This window comes from Polyangium spumosum, from assembly GCF_009649845.1.
GTDB lineage: Bacteria > Myxococcota_A > Polyangia > Polyangiales > Polyangiaceae > Polyangium > Polyangium spumosum.
In genome coordinates, this window is the sequence record NZ_WJIE01000005.1 from 282,753 (window position 1) to 301,078 (window position 18,326).

Below are 18,326 nucleotides of genomic sequence, written 5' to 3' on the forward strand. Positions count from 1 at the left end.
GATCGGTCGAACTTTGATATCCTCGGCCCGCCGCCACTCCGGGCGGACGCGGCTCCTTTCTTTTGCGCGACGAGGACGACATGACCGGCATGCGCTCATTCCATCGCTCGATGTCCCGGCGGGGCAAACCCCTGCTCTCCTTGCTCCTCGCCTCGAGCGTCTCGCTCGCGGCGGCCTCCTGCGGCGACGACGGCAAGCCCGGCGGCAGGACGGGCGGCTCGACGACGGGCGGCACGCGGAACACCACGTGCGAGAAGGGCGAGAGCAAGGGCGAGGTGATGGCGCCCGAATACAAGATGACGCTCAAAGGGGAGACGAGCTGGTTCGCCTCGCCCGTGGTGCGTGACCTCGACGGCGACGGGAAACGTGAGCTCATCGCGGCGTATTATTCGGTCTTCGTGCACGACGCGGAGGGCAACGTACTCGCGAAGGCCGAGGGCGGCGAGGGGCGCGTCTATGCCCCACACGTCGTCGCCGACCTCGAAGGCGACGGGCTCGTGGACATCGTGTACGGCAGCGATCACGAGGTCTGGGCTTACGAGTGGAAGGACAAGACGCTCGTGCAAAAAGCGGGGTTCCCCGTCAGCACGACGACGGCGGACAACGCGCCCGAGGTGCGCGGCATGGCCGCGGGGGACCTCGACGGCGACGGCGCGCTCGAGATCGTCGTGACCACGACCCAGACGGCGAGCACGGAGAACGGCGGCGCGCAGGTCTTCGCCTTCCGCGCCGACGGATCGCTGCACCAGCCGGCGGGGCTCGCTTTCCCGGCGTGGCCCCGCTACAACAACCTCACGGGCGCGGGGAACGACGCCGATCGGAATGGCATGGGCCACGCGGGATACGGCTGCTATGGGCTCAACGTGGCGATCGGGAACATCGACGACGACCCGGAGCTCGAGGTGCTCGCGACCTACGACAACCACCACATCCAGGCCTTCAACCACGACGGCGTGGCCGTCGACGCCGCGCCGTTCTTCACGAACCGCGGCAGCGAGTGGGACGGCCAGCGTTTGACCTGGGGCCAGTTCATCCGCTGGGCCGATCCGAAGGTCGAGGCGGACCATTACAACCTGCACACGGGCGAGTGGCCGCACCCCTCGTTCGCCGAGTGGCTGCAATGGACGGCGTCACCGCCGAACGTGGTCGACCTCGACCTCGACGGGAAAAACGAGGTGCTGGGCGTGCCGAACATCGAGAAAAACGAGCCGTACGAGACGCAGGCCTACGCGATCATGGTGCTCGAAGGCGCGCACGGCGACGGGAGCCGCTCGGCCATGCGAAAGCCGGGCTGGGAGACCTTGCCGCGCGGGGAAAAACCGATCGAGGTGGAAGGTTATTACCCGCCCGGCGGCGTGCCGGCGGCGACGACCGTGAACATCCAGGGTGACGACAAACCCGAGATCGTGGCGCCGTTCAACGACGGGTTCGTCTATGCGTTCGGCGCGGACGCGAAGCAGATCTGGCGCTTCAATTACACGCACGGAAAATCGATCATGTTCGCGACCGAGGTGGTCGTGGCCGACCTGAACCAGGACGGCTCGCCCGAGCTGCTCTTCGCCACGTACGGCGATCCGGACGTGCTCGACTCGGGGTACCTCGTGGTCCTCGGCGCGGACGGGACGCTCCTGCACGACGTGCCGCTCCACAACACGGGCCAGCAAAATGGCAATGGCAACGGCGCGCCCGCGGCGCCGGCCGTCGGGGACCTCGACGGCGACGGGCAGCTCGAGATCTTCGTGCAGACATTCGAACACGGCCTCGACGTCTTCACCGTGCCCGGATCGGCCGAGAATTGCCTGCTCTGGTCCACCGCGCGCGGCGGGCCGCTCCGCATGGGGCAGCCGAACGGGGATTGAGGTTCGACGGTTCGGGGGCTCGCCGATCGAGCCCCCTCCCCGTTCACACCTTCCCCGTCCCGAGGACGTCCGCGTAAATCTCGGGATCGAACCCCACCACGAGCGTCTTTCCCACCCGCATCGTGGGGGCCCGGAGGCCGCCGGTCGGCCCGAGCAGGGCGCCGAGCACCTCCTCGTCCGGCGGGCGAGCGCGCATGTCCAGCGTGACGCGTTTTTTCCCTTTCACCGCCACGACCCGCTCGGCCTTTCGAGCGAGCGCGAGCGCGCCCTCCTCGCCGAGCTTCGCCTTGCCCGCGTCGACCATCTCCGCGATCACCACGTTTTCTTGCGCGAGAAACTCCCGCGCTCGGGTGCACGAGGTTCACCCCTTGCGGTGATAATACCAGTCGGCTCGTTCGCTCATGAATTCCTCCTTTCCCGGATACCTCGCAGGTTTTACCGGGAACGTCAAGCCGTTCTCGATCGGAAGGGGTTGCTTCGGTCCGCCCGTGCGTCCTAGACTCGGCGGCCCGCGCTGTCCGTCGTCTCTCGTCAGGGGTCCGCACCATGAGCGTCTCCACTCTCGGCGACTCTGCCGCAGCCCAGGCGCCCTCGCTGCGGCGCAGGCTCACGTTGTTCGACGTCCTCTGCATCGGCGTGAACGCCACGGTGGGATCGGGCGTGTTCGCGCTGCCCGACGACATGCACCGGGTGATGGGCGGGTTCTCCCCGCTCTCGTTCGCGCTCTGCGCGCTGCTCCTGATGCCGGTGGCCCTCTGCTTCGCCGAGCTCGCGGGCAGGCACGCCGAGACGGGCGGGACGTACCTTTATGCGCGTAATGCGTTCGGGGACCAGGCCGGCTTCCTCGTCGGGTGGTTTTGCTGGGCGAACACGTTCGTGAGCTGGGCGGCGAACGCGAGCCTCTTCGTGGAGCTCGTCGGGATCCGCGGGCCGTTCGTGGGATCAATCGGGGCCGCGGCGGTCGTGGTGGCGCTCGGGGTCGTGAATTATTTCGGCGTGAAGCCGGGCGCGTGGGTTGTGAACGCGATGACGATCGGCAAGATCGGCGCGATCCTGTGTTTCCTCGTGGTCGCGGCGTCGCTCTTCGATCCGTCGCGGCTCGGGGGAAAACTCCCGCTCGGCGCGCTCGGCGTGGGGCAAGGCGTGTATCTCGCGCTCTTCCCGCTGCAGGGTTTCGAGGTGACGCCGATCCCGGCGGGCGAGACGCAAAACCCACAACGAAACGTGCCGCTCGGGACGCTCGGGGCGCTGTCGATCTCGGCGCTGCTGTTCATCGTGGTGCAGGCGGTGCTCGTGTCGGTGTATCCGAAGATCGGCGAGCCGTCGGGCCAGCCGCTCGTCGACGCGGCGAAATTCGTGGGGCCGACGATCGGCGCGATCGTGGTCGCCGGCAGCCTGCTCTCGGTCGGAGGATTCACGGCGGGCAGCGCGCTCGGGTCGCCGCGATATGCGCAGGCGATCGCGGCGCATGGCCTCATGCCCGCGGGGCTCGCGCGGGTCCACGGGCGCTGGGGGACGCCACACGTGGCGATCTTCTGGACGACGGCGATCACGGCGGTGCTCGCGTTTTTCTTCGATTATCGGCGCCTCGTGGGGATGAGCAACATCACGATCGTGATCCAGTACCTCTTCACGTGCCTCGCGGTGCCGGTGCTGCGGAAGAAGGACGGCGAATCGCAGGGCTTCCGGGTGCCAGGCGGGAAGATCATTCCTTTCGTCGGGGCGGCGGGATCGGTCGGGCTGCTCGCCGGCGCGGAGAAGCCGGAGTTCTTGTTCGCCGCGGCGACGCTCGTGCTCGGGATCCTGGTCGCGGTGGGCACGAAAAAGATCACGAGCGCGCCTCGCTCGTGAATGCCTTGTCTCACGCGAGGAGCTGCTTCGCCACGATGTAGCCCGAGCCGCCGCCGACGCCGTGGCCGGGCCACGTGGCCGCGCCGATCATGTACAGGTTCGGCACCTGCGTGCGATGGCTCGGCTGGCCGGCGATCGGGCGCAGGAAGTAGCTCTGCGCGAGGTCGTGCGCGCCGCCATAAGGATCACCATCGCCCGCATTGGGGTTGAATCGAGCCAGATCGGCGGGCCCGATCACGCGCCGCGCCAGGATGGAGCTCTTCAGGTTGGGCACGTGTTTCGCCGCGATCTCGAGCACGCGGTCCGCGAAGCGATTCTTGAGGTCGTCGTTCCAGACCCCGTCGCCCACGTCGATGAGCCCAGCCGCGTCGCCCCGCGCGCGGCGCGGCACTTCCAGCATCTGCAGGCGCGCCACGGCCTTCCCGGGGGGCACCCGCGCCGGGTCGAGCGCCGAGGGGACGTCGAACGAAATGGTGGGCTCGGCGGGCAAGAGGCCGCGGGCGGCCTCGTTGATGGCCCTGGAGAGGCCGTCGAGGCCCGTCGTGAGGTGGACGAGGCCGCCTCTCCGGAGGCGTTCGTCCGGGAAATCGGGCGGCGCGGAGAGCGCCAGGTGGACCTGCACCGCGCCTCGACCATAACGAAACCCCTTCGCTTGCCGCTCGATCTCCGGGTGCACCACGCCCGTACCCGCGAGGAGCTTCAGATAGAGCTGATCGGGGTTCGTCGAGGCGATCACGGCGCGCCGCGCGTGGTACCTCTCCCCATCGGCCGTGACGACCCCCCTCGCCTCGCCCCCTTCGACGAGGATACGCTCGACGGCGCAATGGGATCGAATCTCGCCGCCATGGTCCTCGATCAGCCGGACGAGCGCCTTGACGAGCATCTCGCTCCCTCCCGCCGGCGTGGGCACGCCGCCGCTCAGCACGGACAGGAGAAAAAGCGTGAGCCAGAAGGCGCTGTTCGGCTCCTCGGGGCCGCGCCCGGCGTGGAGGAGCCAGGGCGAGATCAAGCCACGAAACACCTCGGATCGGAAGCGCGTCTCCAGGAGGTCCCGCGCCGACATCATGAAATCGGCCGCGAAGGACGAGAGGCCCAGCCCGCCTTCGCCGAGCATGAGCTTCCGGATGAATGCATTCGCCTCGGGGGACGCGAGGTTCATGGAGAACAGAGGGAAGATCGACCCCGCGTGGGCCGAAAAACCCTCGATCAGCTTCATGAATGCCGCGCCGTCGCCGGGCGCGAGGCGGTCGAGCTCCGCGACGCTCGCCGCCGGGTCGCGGAAGAGGACGGAGCTGCGCCCGCCGGGCATGGAGACGCCCGCGGGGATGTCGCAATTGAGATAATGGAGGCCACGCGCCTCGAGCTCGTCGCGGAGCTCCGCATACGCAGGCCCCGTGACGAAGAGCGGGTGGGCCGTGGCATAGGTGTCGTGGACGAATCCCGGCAGGGTGAGCTCCTCCGTGCGTACGAAGCCGCCGGGCCTGTCGTTCTTCTCGAGGACCAGCACGCTCCACCCCGCCCGCGCGAGGTAAGCGGCGGCGATGAGCGCATTGTGGCCGCCGCCGATGAAAATCGCGTCATGAGATCTCGTCATCGAACGTCCTCCGTCCGCGACGAGAAGAACCAATCGTATGACCGCTGTCAAGGGCGCAGCAGCCCACGCGGCTCGACGCCGTTCGTGGCGCCACCTTCAAGCCGCGGAGGGCGCGCTCGGCTGTTTTTGCCGATCGACGATGTCGCGGAGGACCTCGGCGAGGCGGCCAGCGATCGCGCGGCGGTGATAAGGTTCGAGGCCCTCGGGCCGGGCGGAGAGGAGCGGCTCGCCGCGCTGGAACGTCTTTGCGACGTCCTCGAGCGCCTCGGCAATGGCGGCAGGCTCGCGCGGGTGCACGACGCGGCCGAGCCGATGCCGCTCGACGAGGCGCGAGAGCGCGCCCTCGGGCGCGAGCGCGAGGCAAGGCCGACCGACGGCCATGATGTCGAAGATCTTGCCCGGATAAATGGCCGCATTGCCGGGGATGTCGTCGACGATCACCAGCGCGAGGTGGCTCTCGGCGAGGAGCGAGAGCGCCTCGTCGTGCGGGCGGAAGCCGAGGTGGCGGACCATGGGCAGCGGATCCGCCTCGAAGACGGCGCGCTCGGTGTCGACGACGCGGCCGACGAACCGGATGTCGAAGAGGTCCGCGAGCCTCGGCGCGCGCTCGGCGAGGAGGCGGAGCCCGGCGAAGAGACCACGCGGCGAGGTATGCCAGAAGGTCGTCCCGGCATAGGTGGCGACGAGCTTGCGCCCCGGCGCATACGGGAGCGGTGGAGGCGCGCCGCGGACGTGGGCGAAATCGTCCGGATCGTAGCCGTTCGTCAAGGTGACGACGCGGCCCTCGTCGAGGTCGCGATACCGCGCGAGCAGGTTCTCGCGGAACGTATCGGTCGCCGTGAGGATCCGCGCGGCGCGCCGGACGAGGGCGGGCTCGATCGCGTCGATCGCGCGGGCGAGGAGCGGCCCGCCGTGCATTTCGTAGGTGGCCGCCGTGCGCCATTCGTCACGATAGTCGAGGATGAACGGGACACGCGCGAGCGGGCCGAGCAAAAACGGCGAAAAGGGCGGGCCGCTGACGAGGACGGCGTCGACGTCCGCCGAGAGGCGGCGGATCGCCGGGGCGGCCGCGGGCAGCCAGAGGACCTGCGGGTCGGGGACGAGCGCGGCGGAGGCAAAGCGCGCGAGGGCGCGGCGCGCCCCCGAGAGGCGGCCCTTGGAGGCGGCGCCGCGCCAGACGGCGGCTTTTTTCTCGTAACTCGGCTCGAGGGTGCGTACGCGGACGACCTTCACTTCGGCCGGGACGTCGCGCAGCAAGGATTCGTCCCGGATGGGGACGGACGGGTTTTCCGCCGTGAGCACGGTGGTCTCGACGCCGCAGGAAGGCAGGTACTTGGCGAACTTGGTGACGCGCTGGACGGCGACGCCGCCGACGGGCGGAAAAGCGTACGAGACGATGAGCAGGCGCAAGACCGATCCCCCCAGTCCACGATGGTTCCAATGCCCGGGCCAACGATTGCACGGCGGCGAAGGCCGGGCAAATGGGGCTCCTCCGTGAGCGGCGAGAGCGTCCCGGGCGCCGTTTTTGTCCTTGGCGCCCCGCCGGGATCTCGCGTAGAGATACGCCTGCCGTGGATCTGCTCTACTTCGCGCTTCTCTGCTCCGTGCTCATCTTCGTGCACGAGCTCGGCCACTTCGTGTGGGCGAAGATCTTCGGCGTGAAGGTGCTCACGTTCTCGATCGGCTTCGGGCCGAAGGTGCTCCGGTTTCGAGGACGAGAGACGGAGTATTGCGTGGGGCTCCTGCCCCTCGGCGGCTTCGTGAAGATGCTGGAGGAGAACCGGCAGGAGCCGGTGCTGCCTGAGGATCGGAAGCGTACGTTCGAGGCGCAGGCGCTCTGGAAACGGGTGATCATCGTCATCGCGGGCCCGGCGATGAACATCCTGTTCCCGGTCCTCCTGTATTTCTCCGTTTTCGTGGGCGAGACACGTTTCTCGCCCCCGACGGTCGGCTTCGTTTTGCCCGGACACCCGGCGGAGGGGAAACTCGCGCCGGGGGATCGGGTGCTCGAGGTGGACGGCGAGCGAATCTCGACGTTCGCCGAGCTCGCGCGCATCATCGGGGAGAGCCCGGGCAAAGAGCTTCGCCTCAAGGTGTTTCGCGACAACGAGCACGTCGAGGTCGTGGTGGTGCCGGAGGAGAAGGTCGTCCGGAAGCCGCTCGACATCGTGGAGAAGGTCGGCGAAATCGGCATCAAGCCGAGCCGGCCCGCGGCGGTGGTGGGGATCTCGCGGCCGGATTCGCCGGCGTATCGCGCAGGCCTGCGGACGTTCGACCTCGTGACCGAGGTGCGGGGCCGGCCGGTGAAGACGTTCGCGGACCTGGAGACGGCGCTTTCGGAGAACCACGGCGAGACGGTGCCGGTGACGTATCTGCGCCCGGTGAAGGTGCCACGCGCGTTCGGCGGGCTCGCGGAGATGGCGGTCTACGAGTCGGGCGTGGCGGCGCTGACGCCGGAGGGCGGACACGGCGACCTGGAGGAGCGGACGGGGCTCGAATCGGCGGACCTCTACGTATTCGACGTGGCCGAGGGTTCGGCGGAGTGGAGCGCGGACATGCGGCCGGGGGATCGTATCGTGGAGGTCGATCAGGCCGCGGTGACGGCGTGGGCGACGTTCCTCGAGCGATTGCTGGTGGCGCCGGATCGGCCACACACGGTGACGTGGCTCCGGGGCGGGGTGAAGAAGAGCGGGACCATTCTCTTGCGGCGCGAGGACTGGATCGACGAATACGGCCAGCATCGGCCGCGGTATTTCGTGCGGGCGTCGAACTGGTCGCCGGTGATGCCGGAGGCGTACGTGGAGCACGCGTCGCTCCTGCCGTTCGCGCTCCGGAGCGCGCTCGACGAGACGTACGACGTGATCCGGTTCATCGTGGTGGGGATCGTGCGGATCGTCGAGGGCAAGGTGAGCATCTCGACGCTCGGCGGGCCGATCACGGTCTACGACGTGGTCGGCGAGGAGGGCTCGAAGGGCGTCTCGTACTTCGTGTGGGCGATGGCCGTGATTTCCATCAACCTCGGGCTCATCAACCTCTTGCCGATCCCGGTGCTCGACGGCGGGCACCTCCTGTTTTTCATGTTCGAGGCGGTGTCACGGCGGCCTCTGCCGCTCCGGGTGCGAGAAATCGCGAGCCTCGTGGGCCTGCTCGTGCTCTTTGTGTTGATGGGGGTCGCGTTCAAGAATGACGTGGAGCGACGGTGGGACGTGATTCAAGGGCAGTTGAGGGAGCTCGTTGATTAGCGAGGCGAGGATCATCGCGGCCCGGGTGCTCGCGCGGGTGTGGAGCACGGAGGCGTTCGCGGCCGCGGCGCTCGACGCCGAGCTCGGGCGGCACGCGGGGATGGATCCGCGCGACGCCGGGCTCGCGACCGAGCTCGTGTACGGCGTTTTGCGGACCGAAGGCGCGCTCGTCGCGAGGCTCTCGGCGATGACGCCGAAAGGCAAGCTCGACCTGCCCTCGCCGATCGCGCGGGCGCACGTGCTCATGGCGGCGTACGCGATCTGCTTCCTCGACCGGGTGCCGGCGTTCGCCGCGGTGAACGAGGCCGTGGGGGCGATCCGGTCGGAGGGGGACACGCGGACGGGGTCGTTCGCGAATGCGATCTTGCGGAAGCTGTCGGCAGAGATCGAGGCGAAGGGGCGGCCCTCGCTGACGGAGGCGGCGAGCGCGTCGGCGCCGGGCTGGCTGCGCGGTTCGCTACGGCGATCGCTCGGGCGGAGCGCGGCGGAGGCCTATCTCTCGGCGGGCCCGGTGCCTCCGCCCCTGGGTTTGTCGGTCTCGCTCGCGGAGGATCGGGCGGCGTGGATCGCTCGATTGCGTCAAGTTTGTCCGGACGGCACATTCGAGGAGGGGCAGGCCTCGCCACGGGCGATCCTGGTGCGCGGCGCCGGAGACGTGCGGCGATTGCCGGGCGTGGGTACGGCGTGGATCGTGCAGGAGGAAGGGGCGCAGGTGGTGGCGCTCGCGCTCGGGGCGAAGCGGGGCGAGCGGGTGCTCGACGCGTGCGCGGGGCGAGGAAACAAGACGTGGCTGCTCGCGGACGAGGTGGGGCCCGAGGGCGCGGTGGACGCGGCGGATCTGTACGCGCAGAAGCTCGATCGATTGAAGGAGGGGCCGGCTGGGAGAGGCGCTCGGAAGACGTACGCGGTCGACTGGGCGGCGAGGACGGGGGCGTTCGAGGAGGTGCCGCGTGATTACGATCGGGTGCTGGTGGACGCGCCGTGCTCGGGGGTGGGGACGCTCCGGAGGCGGCCGGAGATCGCGCTGCGGCGGACGGCAGACGACGTGAAGCGTTTGTCGGAGCTCCAGATTGCGATCGTGCGAAACGCGGCGACGCGGGTGAAGGACGGGGGGCGGCTCGTGTTCGCGGTGTGCAGCGTGCTCCGGGAGGAGGCCGAGGAGGTGGTGGAGCGGCTCGTCACGGAGGACGCGGGGACGGGGGTGCGGCTGGAGAAGGCGCCGATCGAGGCGGAGCTCCTGCCGGGGATCGTGGGCGAGGGGGCGGCGAGCTTCCGGCTCTTGCCGCACGTGCAGGGGACGGATGGGTATTTCGTGGGGGGGTTTTTGGTGCGGAGAGGCTGAGAGCTACCTCGCGACCTGCTCCACGAGCGCCCCCACCGCTTTCCGCACCGGCCGCGTCGAGCATTCGAGCACCCGGCTCACGATGTCCGGGCGGAACAGCTCCGACATCGGATCGACCATGTGCGTCACGCGGAGCATCGCCGTGTGCACCACGGGATCCCTCGTCGCGAGCCGAAGGATGATGTTGAAATAAGCCTCGGCGACCTTCTGCGCAGGCCCCGGTCGTTCCCCCGAGGTCCCGGGCCATCGAAAATCCTCCGCCGTCGCCATCACCCACGCCGGCTCCTGCATGCGCGCGAGGCAACGCTGGAATCGCCTGGACAACCCCGTCAGGCTCCGCCCCCCCACGCGCTCGCGCTGCTCTTCGAGGCAGGCCCCGAGCTCGAGCGCGCCGAGCGCGCCTACCGTCATGCCCTGGCCATAGAGCGGGTTCAGCGAGGCAGCGGCATCGCCGAGGACCACGAAACGCTCGGGGAAACTCGGCATTCGATCGAACAGGCGTCGGCGGTTGTCGGTCCGCGCATAACCGTAAATCGGTGAGATGGGCTCGGCCTCCGTGATGAGCTCGTGGATGTGCGGGTTGTCGAGCGCGCGCACCCAGACATTGAAGCTGCTTTCGTCCGTCGGCGTCCGGATCCTGGACGTACCCATCAGCGTCACGACCCACGTGTCGTGCTCCGTCATGAAGGCGACGCCGCCGCGTGGACGATCGGGGGCCCCGGGGAGCTCGGCCACGGCGTAAAAATCGCGGCGATCACGCGGGAAACGATACCAGCGGCTGGAATAGGAGAGCCCCGCGTCCACCACGACCTCACGAGGCGCCGGATAACCGAGCGCGACGAGCCAGTCGACGACCGGGGCTTCACGGCCACACGCCGCCACGACGAGATCGGCGAAGACCGTCGATTCGGCGCCACCTTCGACGTTTCGAATCCGTACGCCCGCGACGCCGCATCCCTCGGGGACGAGGCCCTGCACGACGACACCCTCCCGGAAGGAGACGCGACCTCCTTCGACGACACGGCGGCGTATGAGCCGCTCCCGGAACATGCGGCTCGTCAGGCGCAGCTCGACGCCGGCGCGGCGCCGCAGGAGGCGTCCTTGGGGGTATATCGAGATGCAGCGCTCGCCGACATCGTAAAGAGGCGCTCCCGCCGCCTCCATTTCGTCGCCGATGCCGGGGAAGAGCTGCTCGACGCACGCGTGCCCTTTGGCGAGCAGGACATGGGCATGGCGACTCTGAGGGACCCCCGCGCGAAAAGCCCCCTCCGACCCGGGTTTGTCGCGCTCCAGCACGGTGACACGATCGAAATGGTCCGTGAGCACGCGCGCCGCGACGAGCCCGGCGATACCACCACCCAGGACGATGGCGTGCCGGCCGGCTCCATTCGTTGCGGAAAGGGACATGACAGATCCTCCTCGGCGAAGCGGACCGGGAGAGGGGCGGTCCGGAACGACCGCATATCATAGCCGAACGAGAAAAACTGTCAGCCCCGCGCGTCCCGCTCGGACGAGCGGCCCTGGAGCTCGGTGAGGATCGCGTCGAGTCGAGCGAGAATGGCTTTTTGCAGGGCGATTGACTCCGCCGTACCGGCCACCACAGCCGGAGGGGTCGCCGCTTCGACGGAATTTTGCCGGCCCATAGCGGGCGGCGTGAACGCCCTCGCCGCGACGCCCGGGCCAAACGTCATGAGGAAGGTCGCGAGCGCCTTGCCCGATTCGGTGTGCGGGAACTTGTTGTCATAACCCACCGAGAGGCAGGTCGAGACGAACACCGCGGCGTCCCAGAACGTGCGGCACCGCGGGTTTTGATCCTTCTCGGCGAGCCAGAAGAGGTAAGCCCCGCCGAGCACGGAGACGAGCAGCGTGTCGAGCGGGTCGCGCAGCACGAGCTCACGAAACCCCTGCTTCCACGTGGAGTACCCGAGCGCGCCGCCCTGCGCGCCCGGGGTCGAGACGAGGCCCGCCGCGATCTGCGCGAGCGCAGAGAGCGCGGCCTCTTCGGGATCTCGGCGCGGCGCGGTCATCGATTCACTCGGCCGGGGCCGGGGCCGCGGGCGGATCGACCTCGTGCACCTGAATGCCAGCGCCGGAGGGCGCGCCGCGGGCGACGCCGAGGTCGTCGAGCTTCTTCGAGAGCTCCGGGTCCTTGTCGATCACGGCGCGGAGCTCGGCCGGGAGCGTGCCGAGGAAGGCGCGGGCCTTGTCGGCGAGGCCGCGCTCGTCGACCTGCGAGAAGGCGAGCATCTCGCGCAGGAGCGGATACGCCGCGCCGGCCTCGAGGATGGTCTTGAGGACGGGCGAAGCGACAGAGCCGAAGGGCGCGCTCGCGCCTGCCTCACCGTTCGTCGCGACAGACCCGCCCGTGCCCTGGAGCTGCAGGACCTTGATCTCGCTGATCGCGCGGGCCGGGGTCATGAGCTCGCGCGTGACGGCGGGCAGGACGTCGAGCGCCTTCACGGCGACGTCGCGGAGGAGGAACTTCGTGGCGACGGCGTTCTCGGCCTCGACGAGCTTGCGCTTGGCGTCGGCCTCGGCCTCGCCCTTCTTGCGCGTGGCCTCGGCGAGGGCGATCAAGGCCTGGGCCTCCTGCGAGGCGGCCTGGGCCTTGGCCTCGGCGGTGATGCGGACGCGGTCGCCGTCGGCCTCGGCGCCCTTGCGCATGACGTTGGCGCTCGCCTGCGCGTCGAGCTCGCGCGCCTGCGCGAGGCCCTGCGCGCGGGCGATCTCGCCCTCGGCGGCGGCGCGCTTGGCCGCGGCTTCACCCTCGGCGTGCGCCTTGAGCGCGGCGGCCTGGGTCTCGGCTTCGAGCTTGAGCTTGAAGGCCTCGCGCTCGGCGGCGATGCGCGAGCGTTGCGCGTCCTCCTCGCTCTTGATGACGGCGATGGCCTTCTCGCGGTTCGCCTTCGCGGTCTCCTCGACCGTGATGATCGCCTGCATCGCCTGTTGCTGCTCGGCCTCGGCCTGGGCCTTCAGGGCGGCGGCGCGCGCGGCCTGCTCCTCGCTCTGCGTGACCGCGATCTGCTTGGCGATACGCGCGGTCTCGACGGCCTGCTGCTTGATGATCTCGGCGCTCTCGACGGTCTTTTGCTTGTCGATCTCGGCGCTCTCGAGGGCCTTTTGCCGATCGACCTCGGCGGCCTGGACGACCTTCTGCTTCTCGATCGTCGCGGCCTCGATCTCGCGTTGCTTGGCGATCTCGGCGGCTTGCTGCGCCTTCTCGGCGGCGATCTGCGCCTCGCGCTGGCCCCGCTGGCGCGCGGCCTCGGCGACGGCGATCGCTTGCTCTTGCTGGATACGCGCGGTCTCGGTCGCTTTGCGTTTCTCGAGCGCGGCGAGCTCCTGCGCCTGCTCCTGGATGTAGACGGCCTTCGCGGTCTCGGCCTTCTGCGTCGCGGCGTACTCGGAGACGCGGCGGGCTTGATCGGCCTCGGCCTGCTTCTGATCTTGCTCGATCGTGAGGGCGCGTTTCCTGGCCTCGGCGTTCGTGAGCTGGATGGCGAGCTCTTTCTCGCGCTGGATCTTGGTGGTCTGCTCGGCGTTCGACTGGACGCTGTCGGTGATGGCGCGCAGGCCCTCGGCGTCGAAGACGTCGTTCGGATCGAGCTCGGTGACGGGGACCATCGCGAGCGCGGTGATCGAGACGTTCTCGAGCGTGAGGCCGTTCTTCTTGAGCTCGTCGGAGAGCGTGCTCTGGATGTGCTCGGCGAACTGCTTGCGCTGGCCGTGCAGCTCCATGAAGGTCTGGTTCGCGGAGACGGAGCGAAGGGCGTCGGTGAGTTTGCCCTCGATGAGGTCGCCGATCGCGTTCTCGTCGAAGTTTCGCTCGCCGAACGATCGCGCGGCGGCGAGCACGTCCTCGGTGATGGGCTCGACCTTGATGTAGAGCTCCGTCGTGACGTTGGCCTTGATCTTGTCCTTCGTGACGAGGGCGTTCTTGCCCGAGCGCTCGACGGAGAGCTTCATCGAGTGGAGCGAGACCCGAAGGAGCTGGTGGAGGATCGGATAGACGGTGATACCGCCGCCGATCACGACCTTGTTGCCGCCCGCGCCGGTGCGCACGAGGGCCTCGTCCGCGCCGCAACGTCGATAAAACTTCGCGAGGGTGACGAAGAACGCGACGAGGAGGACGAGGAAACCGCCCGTGCCGAGGGCGAATAACTGAAACTCGGGTTTCTGGAAGAGCTGAGGCATGGCTCGCTTGCTCCGATCGAGAAAGGCGCTGCTGCAGAGGCGACGATCGATGAGACCGCCTCGCAGGGGGCCGTGGCAAGGGAGAACGCGCTCGCCCGCTCAAGGAGCGCGGCGATCGCTGGATTTTTCGTTCGTCTCCGAGGCCTCCGCTTCGGTCTCGGCTTCGGCTTCGGTCTCGGCGCCGGCGCCCTGCGCGACGCGGAGCGCGGGCGCGGAGGGCGCGTCGTCGTCGAGGGGCGCGACGAAGATGCAGCCGTCCGTGCTGTCGTAATCGATGATGACGACCTCGCGGCCTGCGGCGATGACGGGCTCGCCCTCGCGAATGCGGCAGATGACGTGCACGAAATGCCCCCCGCGGTCCTTGGCGCGAATCTCGCCGAATTCAGAGGTGACGCGGCTCGAGATGACGACACCCGAGCAGCCGACGAGGTCCTTGCGGCTCGTGGCCTGCTCGCCGGCCGGCGCGACGACCTTGCCGAGCAGGCGCGAGGCGGTGCGCGTGACGAGGTAAGCGACGAGCAGGGAGGCGGGCAAGCTGAGCGCGAGGGAGGAGGGCGCGAGGGCGCCGGAGCGGCCGAAATAGAGGGTGTTGAGCGCGAGGCCGGTGATGCCGAAGGTGACGGCGAAGGTCTGCCAGAGGACGGAGAAGGGGACGCGGCCCGCGCCGAGGTCGAGGAGGATCTTGCCGCCGAAGCTCGCGTCCTGGTCGTGGTCGGCGTCGTGGTCGTGGTCGTGATCGGCGTCCGCGTCGACGTCGTGGTCGTGGTCGGCGTCGTGATCGGAGCCGCCGATCAGGAGGCCGAGGACGCCGGTCATTTGCAGGAGCGCGAAGAGGATCGCGACCGAAAAGACGATTGCGTAGGGGAGGTTCGCCCAGACGAAGAGGGATTGGAGGAGGTCCAAGGGGCTCCGCAGGGGATGGTGTGGTCGCGGCGGAGCGGGGTCAAGATGAAGGGCGACCGATCCGGGCGATTGCTCGCTGCAGGTCGAGGTTGTCGACGGCGCGGAGCGCGTCGAGTCCGCGCGGGGCGAGGCCGAGATCGCGGCAAGCTTCGAGGAGAGCGACGTGGACGGACCACGTCATGAGGGGCGGGGCTTCGAGGAGCGCGAGGAGGGGCTCGATTTCGCGGACGGCGCCGAGCTTCGTGAGCGTGTTGATGGCGTCGAGGCGGATCGCTTCACGCCGGTCCATGGCGAGCTCCGCGAGCCGGGGGATCGCCTCTTCGGCGGGCGCGTGGACGACGTAGGTGTCGAGGGTCTCGTAGGCGTGGGTGCTCGTGACGCCAGGATCGAGGAGGTGGCGAAGCACGCGCGCGGCGACGAGGGGGCTCGGCGTGGTTTTGCCGAGGTAATACATGGCGGTCTTCGAGACGTAGAAACGCACGTCGTCGAGCAGGGCAATGAGTGCGTCGTGGCGATTCCACGCCCCGAGGAGACGCGCGCCGTCGGCGCGGACGTCGGGATCGGGGTGCGTCACGAAGAACGGGACGAGGCGCTCGATGTCGGCGGGTGAAAATGCAGCCGGATCGGCCTGCTGCAGGCGGCGCTTCTTTTCGGCCCAGGGGCCGTCGGGGCCTCCGAGGGACTCCAAAAGCTGGTCCGCCGTGACGATATCTTGGACAGGGTTCGTTCGGACGAACGATTCGGGTGGCTCGTAACGTATCTCGTCGTCCGTGAAGGCGAGAATGGACCAGACCGGCTGCATCCAGGCGAGGAGCGCCTCGCGTTCGGCGCCCTCGGCGTTCTGGAGGTCGCCCCGGAATTGCCCGCGGATCTGCTCGAAGCTGTATCCCGCCTGCTCGCCGAGTTTTCCCTCGCGCGACGAAAGCTCGGCGAGGCGCGCGAGGGTGCGGCGGGTCGGATAATACTGGAGCGTGTTGGCCGCGGAGACGGCGACGTCCTCCACGACGTCGTCGAGCGCCGCGAGCAAGGGCTCCTCGGCGGCCACGGGTTCATCCCAGAGGAGCACGTCCGCCGCGGTCTCTCGCACGATCGGGTTCGGATGGGAGAGGGCCGCGATCTTGAGCGCCTGGAAGCGTGGCTCCTCGCAGGCCCAGATCATGGCGCGGATCGCCTCGCGGTGGAGGGGATGATCGGGATCTCGCGCAATCGGCTCGATGAGGTCGGCATGGCGATGATCCATGCCGAGGACGGCATACCGCTGCAGGATGAGGTCGCCGTCGCGCAGCATCCTCGCGAGGTGAAATCGGTTTTCAGCGCCGGCCCAGCGCAGGACCGAGCTCGCAGCTTCACGCACGGCCGGAGGCGCCGAGCGGTCCTGGAGCAATTCGATGAGCCGAGCCTCGGCCCGGGGGTCGTCGAGGCGATGAAGTGTATCGGCGAGCTCGTGGCGCTCGTCCTCGGGCGTCTCGGGATCGGCGAGGCAAGCGAGGAGGGCGAACGTGTAGGAGCGGTCCTCGTCGTCGCGAATCTTTTCGTGCGGGAAGACGACCGTCACGGCGCCAAGCGTACCACGACGTCTCCCCCTGTCACCCGGGCGCTCGTTGAGGCAAACTCCGCCCACCATGCACGACTGTCCCCTGCCCTGCCTCGCCGATCACGCGCCGCCGCCGCGGAAAACCCTCGGCGGCTGGCTGTCGGCGGACCAGGCTCCGCTGCCCGCCGCGAACGACGAGGAAGGCGAGCGGCTTTCGTCGTCCTTGCCCGAGGTGATCGACGCCCACGTGCACCTGTTCCCGGATCCGGTGTTCGAGGCGCTCTGGCGCTGGTTCGAGCAATATGGGTGGCCGATCCGGTACAAGCTGCGGGCACGGGAAGTCGCGCAATTTCTCCTATCGCGGGGCCTGTCGCGGATCGTGGCGCTGCATTACGCGCACAAGCCGGGGATGGCGCGGGCGCTGAACCATTTCGTGGCGGAGCTCTGCCGGGAAGAACCACGCATCCTGGGGCTCGCGACGGTGCTGCCGGGAGAGCCGGGGGCCAACGAGATCCTGGCGGAGGCGTTCGCGATGGGGCTCCGGGGCGTGAAGCTGCATTGCCACGTGCAATGCTTCTCGCCGGACGAGGAGGCGCTGCACGACGTGTACGAGGCGTGCGTCCGTGCAAACAAGCCGCTCGTGGTGCACGCAGGCAGGGAGCCGAAGAGCCCGGCGTACAAGGTGGATCCGTACCAGATCTGCTCGGCGGAGCGGGTGGAGCGGGTGCTCGCGGACTATCCAGGCTTGCAGCTCTGCGTGCCGCACCTCGGGGCCGATGAGTTCGACGCGTACGAGCGGCTGCTCGAAAAACACGAGAACCTCTGGCTCGACACGACGATGACGATGGCCGAATACTTCACGGGAGATCCGCCCGTGCGGCTCCTGCATTGCCGGCCGGAGCGGGTGGTCTACGGGTCGGATTTTCCGAACATCCCGTACGCGTGGGACCGGGAAATCAAGCGGCTCTCGGCGCTCGATTTGCGGGAGGAGCAGCTCGCAGGGCTCGTCGGGGGGAATGCGAAGCGGCTGTACGGCTCAGAATAACCCGGGCACGAGCGCCCTCCGCTCCGGCGGGTACTCCGGAAATTTCTCGCGATACCAGCGGTGGTGGGAGCGGGCGCGCGGCAGGAGGTTCGCGATCGTCCAGAGCGCGAACGCGAGGCCCGGCAAGGACCAGGTGCAGATCGCGAAGCCGGTCCATTCGACGATCTCGCCGAAATAATTGGGGCAGGTCACCCAGCGATACAGGCCGCCGCGGGGTATCTTGTAGCCGGTCTCGCCAGGCTTGCGCAGGTGGAGGAGGACCCAGTCGGCGTGCTGGTTGATGGCGAATCCCACGAGGAAGACGGCCGCGCCGATCCAGAAGCGGGGCTCTTCGAGCCAGGCGGCACCATAACGATCGGCGCCGAAGCCGAAGAGCCAGCGGCCATTGAGATAGCCGTTGATCAGGGTGAACGTGAATGCAGACGCGGCAATGGCGATCGGCATCCGCTTGGGGCCGCTCTTGATGCGGAAAGGAAAGATCCACGCGCGGTGGACGTAATGGAGCTGCCAGAGGAAGAGGAAGGCGAGCGAGGCCGGGTCCGTGGGCCGGCCGCCGAGATACCAGCAGGCGAAAAAGGCGAGGACCGAGGGCGACTCCATCACGAGCCAGCCCAGGCGATTGCCAATCGTGGGCCCCCACGATTTCGCCTCGTGCCGACCATAAGGCGCCGTGATGAAGAAGAGGGCCGGGAAGGTCAGGGCCGCGACGAGGAGGAATCCCCAGAGGAGGAGGCGGTAAAACGCGGGCTCGGTCATGAATCA

The 18,326-nt window shown here is 68.6% G+C and carries 13 protein-coding genes and 1 pseudogene; 5 read left to right on the forward strand and 9 right to left on the reverse strand.

Translation table 11 applies throughout. From position 1 onward, the window contains the following. Positions 1-80 precede the first annotated feature (80 nt). Entirely contained in the window at positions 81-1,859 is a 1,779-nt protein-coding gene (locus tag GF068_RS18625) for an FG-GAP-like repeat-containing protein (protein ID WP_153820756.1), read from the forward strand. Between the two features lie 43 nt (positions 1,860-1,902). Here GF068_RS18625 and GF068_RS18630 read toward each other — a convergent pair. After that, a pseudogene (locus tag GF068_RS18630) lies at positions 1,903-2,208 on the reverse strand (ArsC family (seleno)protein); the annotation flags it as partial. 197 nt (positions 2,209-2,405) lie between these two features. Between GF068_RS18630 and GF068_RS18635 the strand changes: the two are divergent. Then, the gene (locus tag GF068_RS18635) at positions 2,406-3,710 is read left to right on the forward strand and encodes an APC family permease (RefSeq protein ID WP_153820758.1); all 1,305 of its coding nucleotides are present in this window, start codon (positions 2,406-2,408) and stop codon (positions 3,708-3,710) included. A gap of 10 nt (positions 3,711-3,720) precedes the next feature. On the opposite strand, the gene GF068_RS18640 is transcribed toward GF068_RS18635, so the two are convergent. Next, a complete protein-coding gene (locus tag GF068_RS18640; protein WP_153820759.1) occupies positions 3,721-5,304 on the reverse strand; it encodes a phytoene desaturase family protein in 1,584 nt (527 codons plus the stop codon). 96 nt (positions 5,305-5,400) lie between these two features. Beyond that, positions 5,401-6,714 (reverse strand): glycosyltransferase family 4 protein, encoded by a 1,314-nt coding sequence (locus tag GF068_RS18645; RefSeq protein WP_153820760.1) that lies wholly within the window; start codon positions 6,712-6,714, stop codon positions 5,401-5,403. Between the two features lie 161 nt (positions 6,715-6,875). On the opposite strand from GF068_RS18645, the gene rseP reads away from it, so the two are divergent. After that, a complete protein-coding gene (rseP, locus tag GF068_RS18650) occupies positions 6,876-8,546 on the forward strand; it encodes an RIP metalloprotease RseP (protein ID WP_338046452.1) in 1,671 nt (556 codons plus the stop codon). Further along, positions 8,539-9,888: an RsmB/NOP family class I SAM-dependent RNA methyltransferase gene (locus tag GF068_RS18655; RefSeq protein ID WP_153820762.1), complete on the forward strand. Its 1,350-nt coding sequence runs from the start codon at positions 8,539-8,541 to the stop codon at positions 9,886-9,888. Before rseP ends, GF068_RS18655 begins: the two co-directional genes overlap by 8 nt. Positions 9,889-9,891: 3 nt before the next feature. Here the strand turns inward: GF068_RS18655 and GF068_RS18660 are convergent, their stop codons facing one another. The 5 genes from GF068_RS18660 to GF068_RS18680 form a co-directional block, all read right to left on the reverse strand. Then, positions 9,892-11,295 (reverse strand): FAD-dependent oxidoreductase, encoded by a 1,404-nt coding sequence (locus GF068_RS18660; protein WP_153820763.1) that lies wholly within the window; start codon positions 11,293-11,295, stop codon positions 9,892-9,894. Between the two features lie 80 nt (positions 11,296-11,375). Beyond that, complete coding sequence (locus GF068_RS18665; RefSeq protein WP_153820764.1) at positions 11,376-11,915, reverse strand: potassium channel family protein; 540 nt, start codon at positions 11,913-11,915, stop codon at positions 11,376-11,378. 4 nt (positions 11,916-11,919) lie between these two features. Next, positions 11,920-14,082, reverse strand: coding sequence for a flotillin domain-containing protein (locus GF068_RS18670; protein WP_153820765.1), 2,163 nt, complete (start codon positions 14,080-14,082; stop codon positions 11,920-11,922). 99 nt (positions 14,083-14,181) lie between these two features. Further along, positions 14,182-14,985, reverse strand: a complete 804-nt coding sequence (locus GF068_RS18675; protein ID WP_170319563.1) for an OB-fold-containig protein — start codon at positions 14,983-14,985, stop codon at positions 14,182-14,184. Between the two features lie 40 nt (positions 14,986-15,025). Continuing rightward, complete coding sequence (locus GF068_RS18680) at positions 15,026-16,540, reverse strand: HEAT repeat domain-containing protein (RefSeq protein WP_153820767.1); 1,515 nt, start codon at positions 16,538-16,540, stop codon at positions 15,026-15,028. A gap of 67 nt (positions 16,541-16,607) precedes the next feature. Between GF068_RS18680 and GF068_RS18685 the strand changes: the two genes are divergently transcribed. Beyond that, on the forward strand, positions 16,608-17,564 hold the full coding sequence (locus tag GF068_RS18685; RefSeq protein WP_153820768.1) for an amidohydrolase family protein: 957 nt from the start codon (positions 16,608-16,610) through the stop codon (positions 17,562-17,564). On the opposite strand, the gene GF068_RS18690 is transcribed toward GF068_RS18685, so the two are convergent. Further along, on the reverse strand, positions 17,556-18,320 hold the full coding sequence (locus GF068_RS18690) for a DUF1295 domain-containing protein (RefSeq protein ID WP_153820769.1): 765 nt from the start codon (positions 18,318-18,320) through the stop codon (positions 17,556-17,558). The genes GF068_RS18685 and GF068_RS18690 overlap by 9 nt on opposite strands. Positions 18,321-18,326 lie beyond the last annotated feature (6 nt).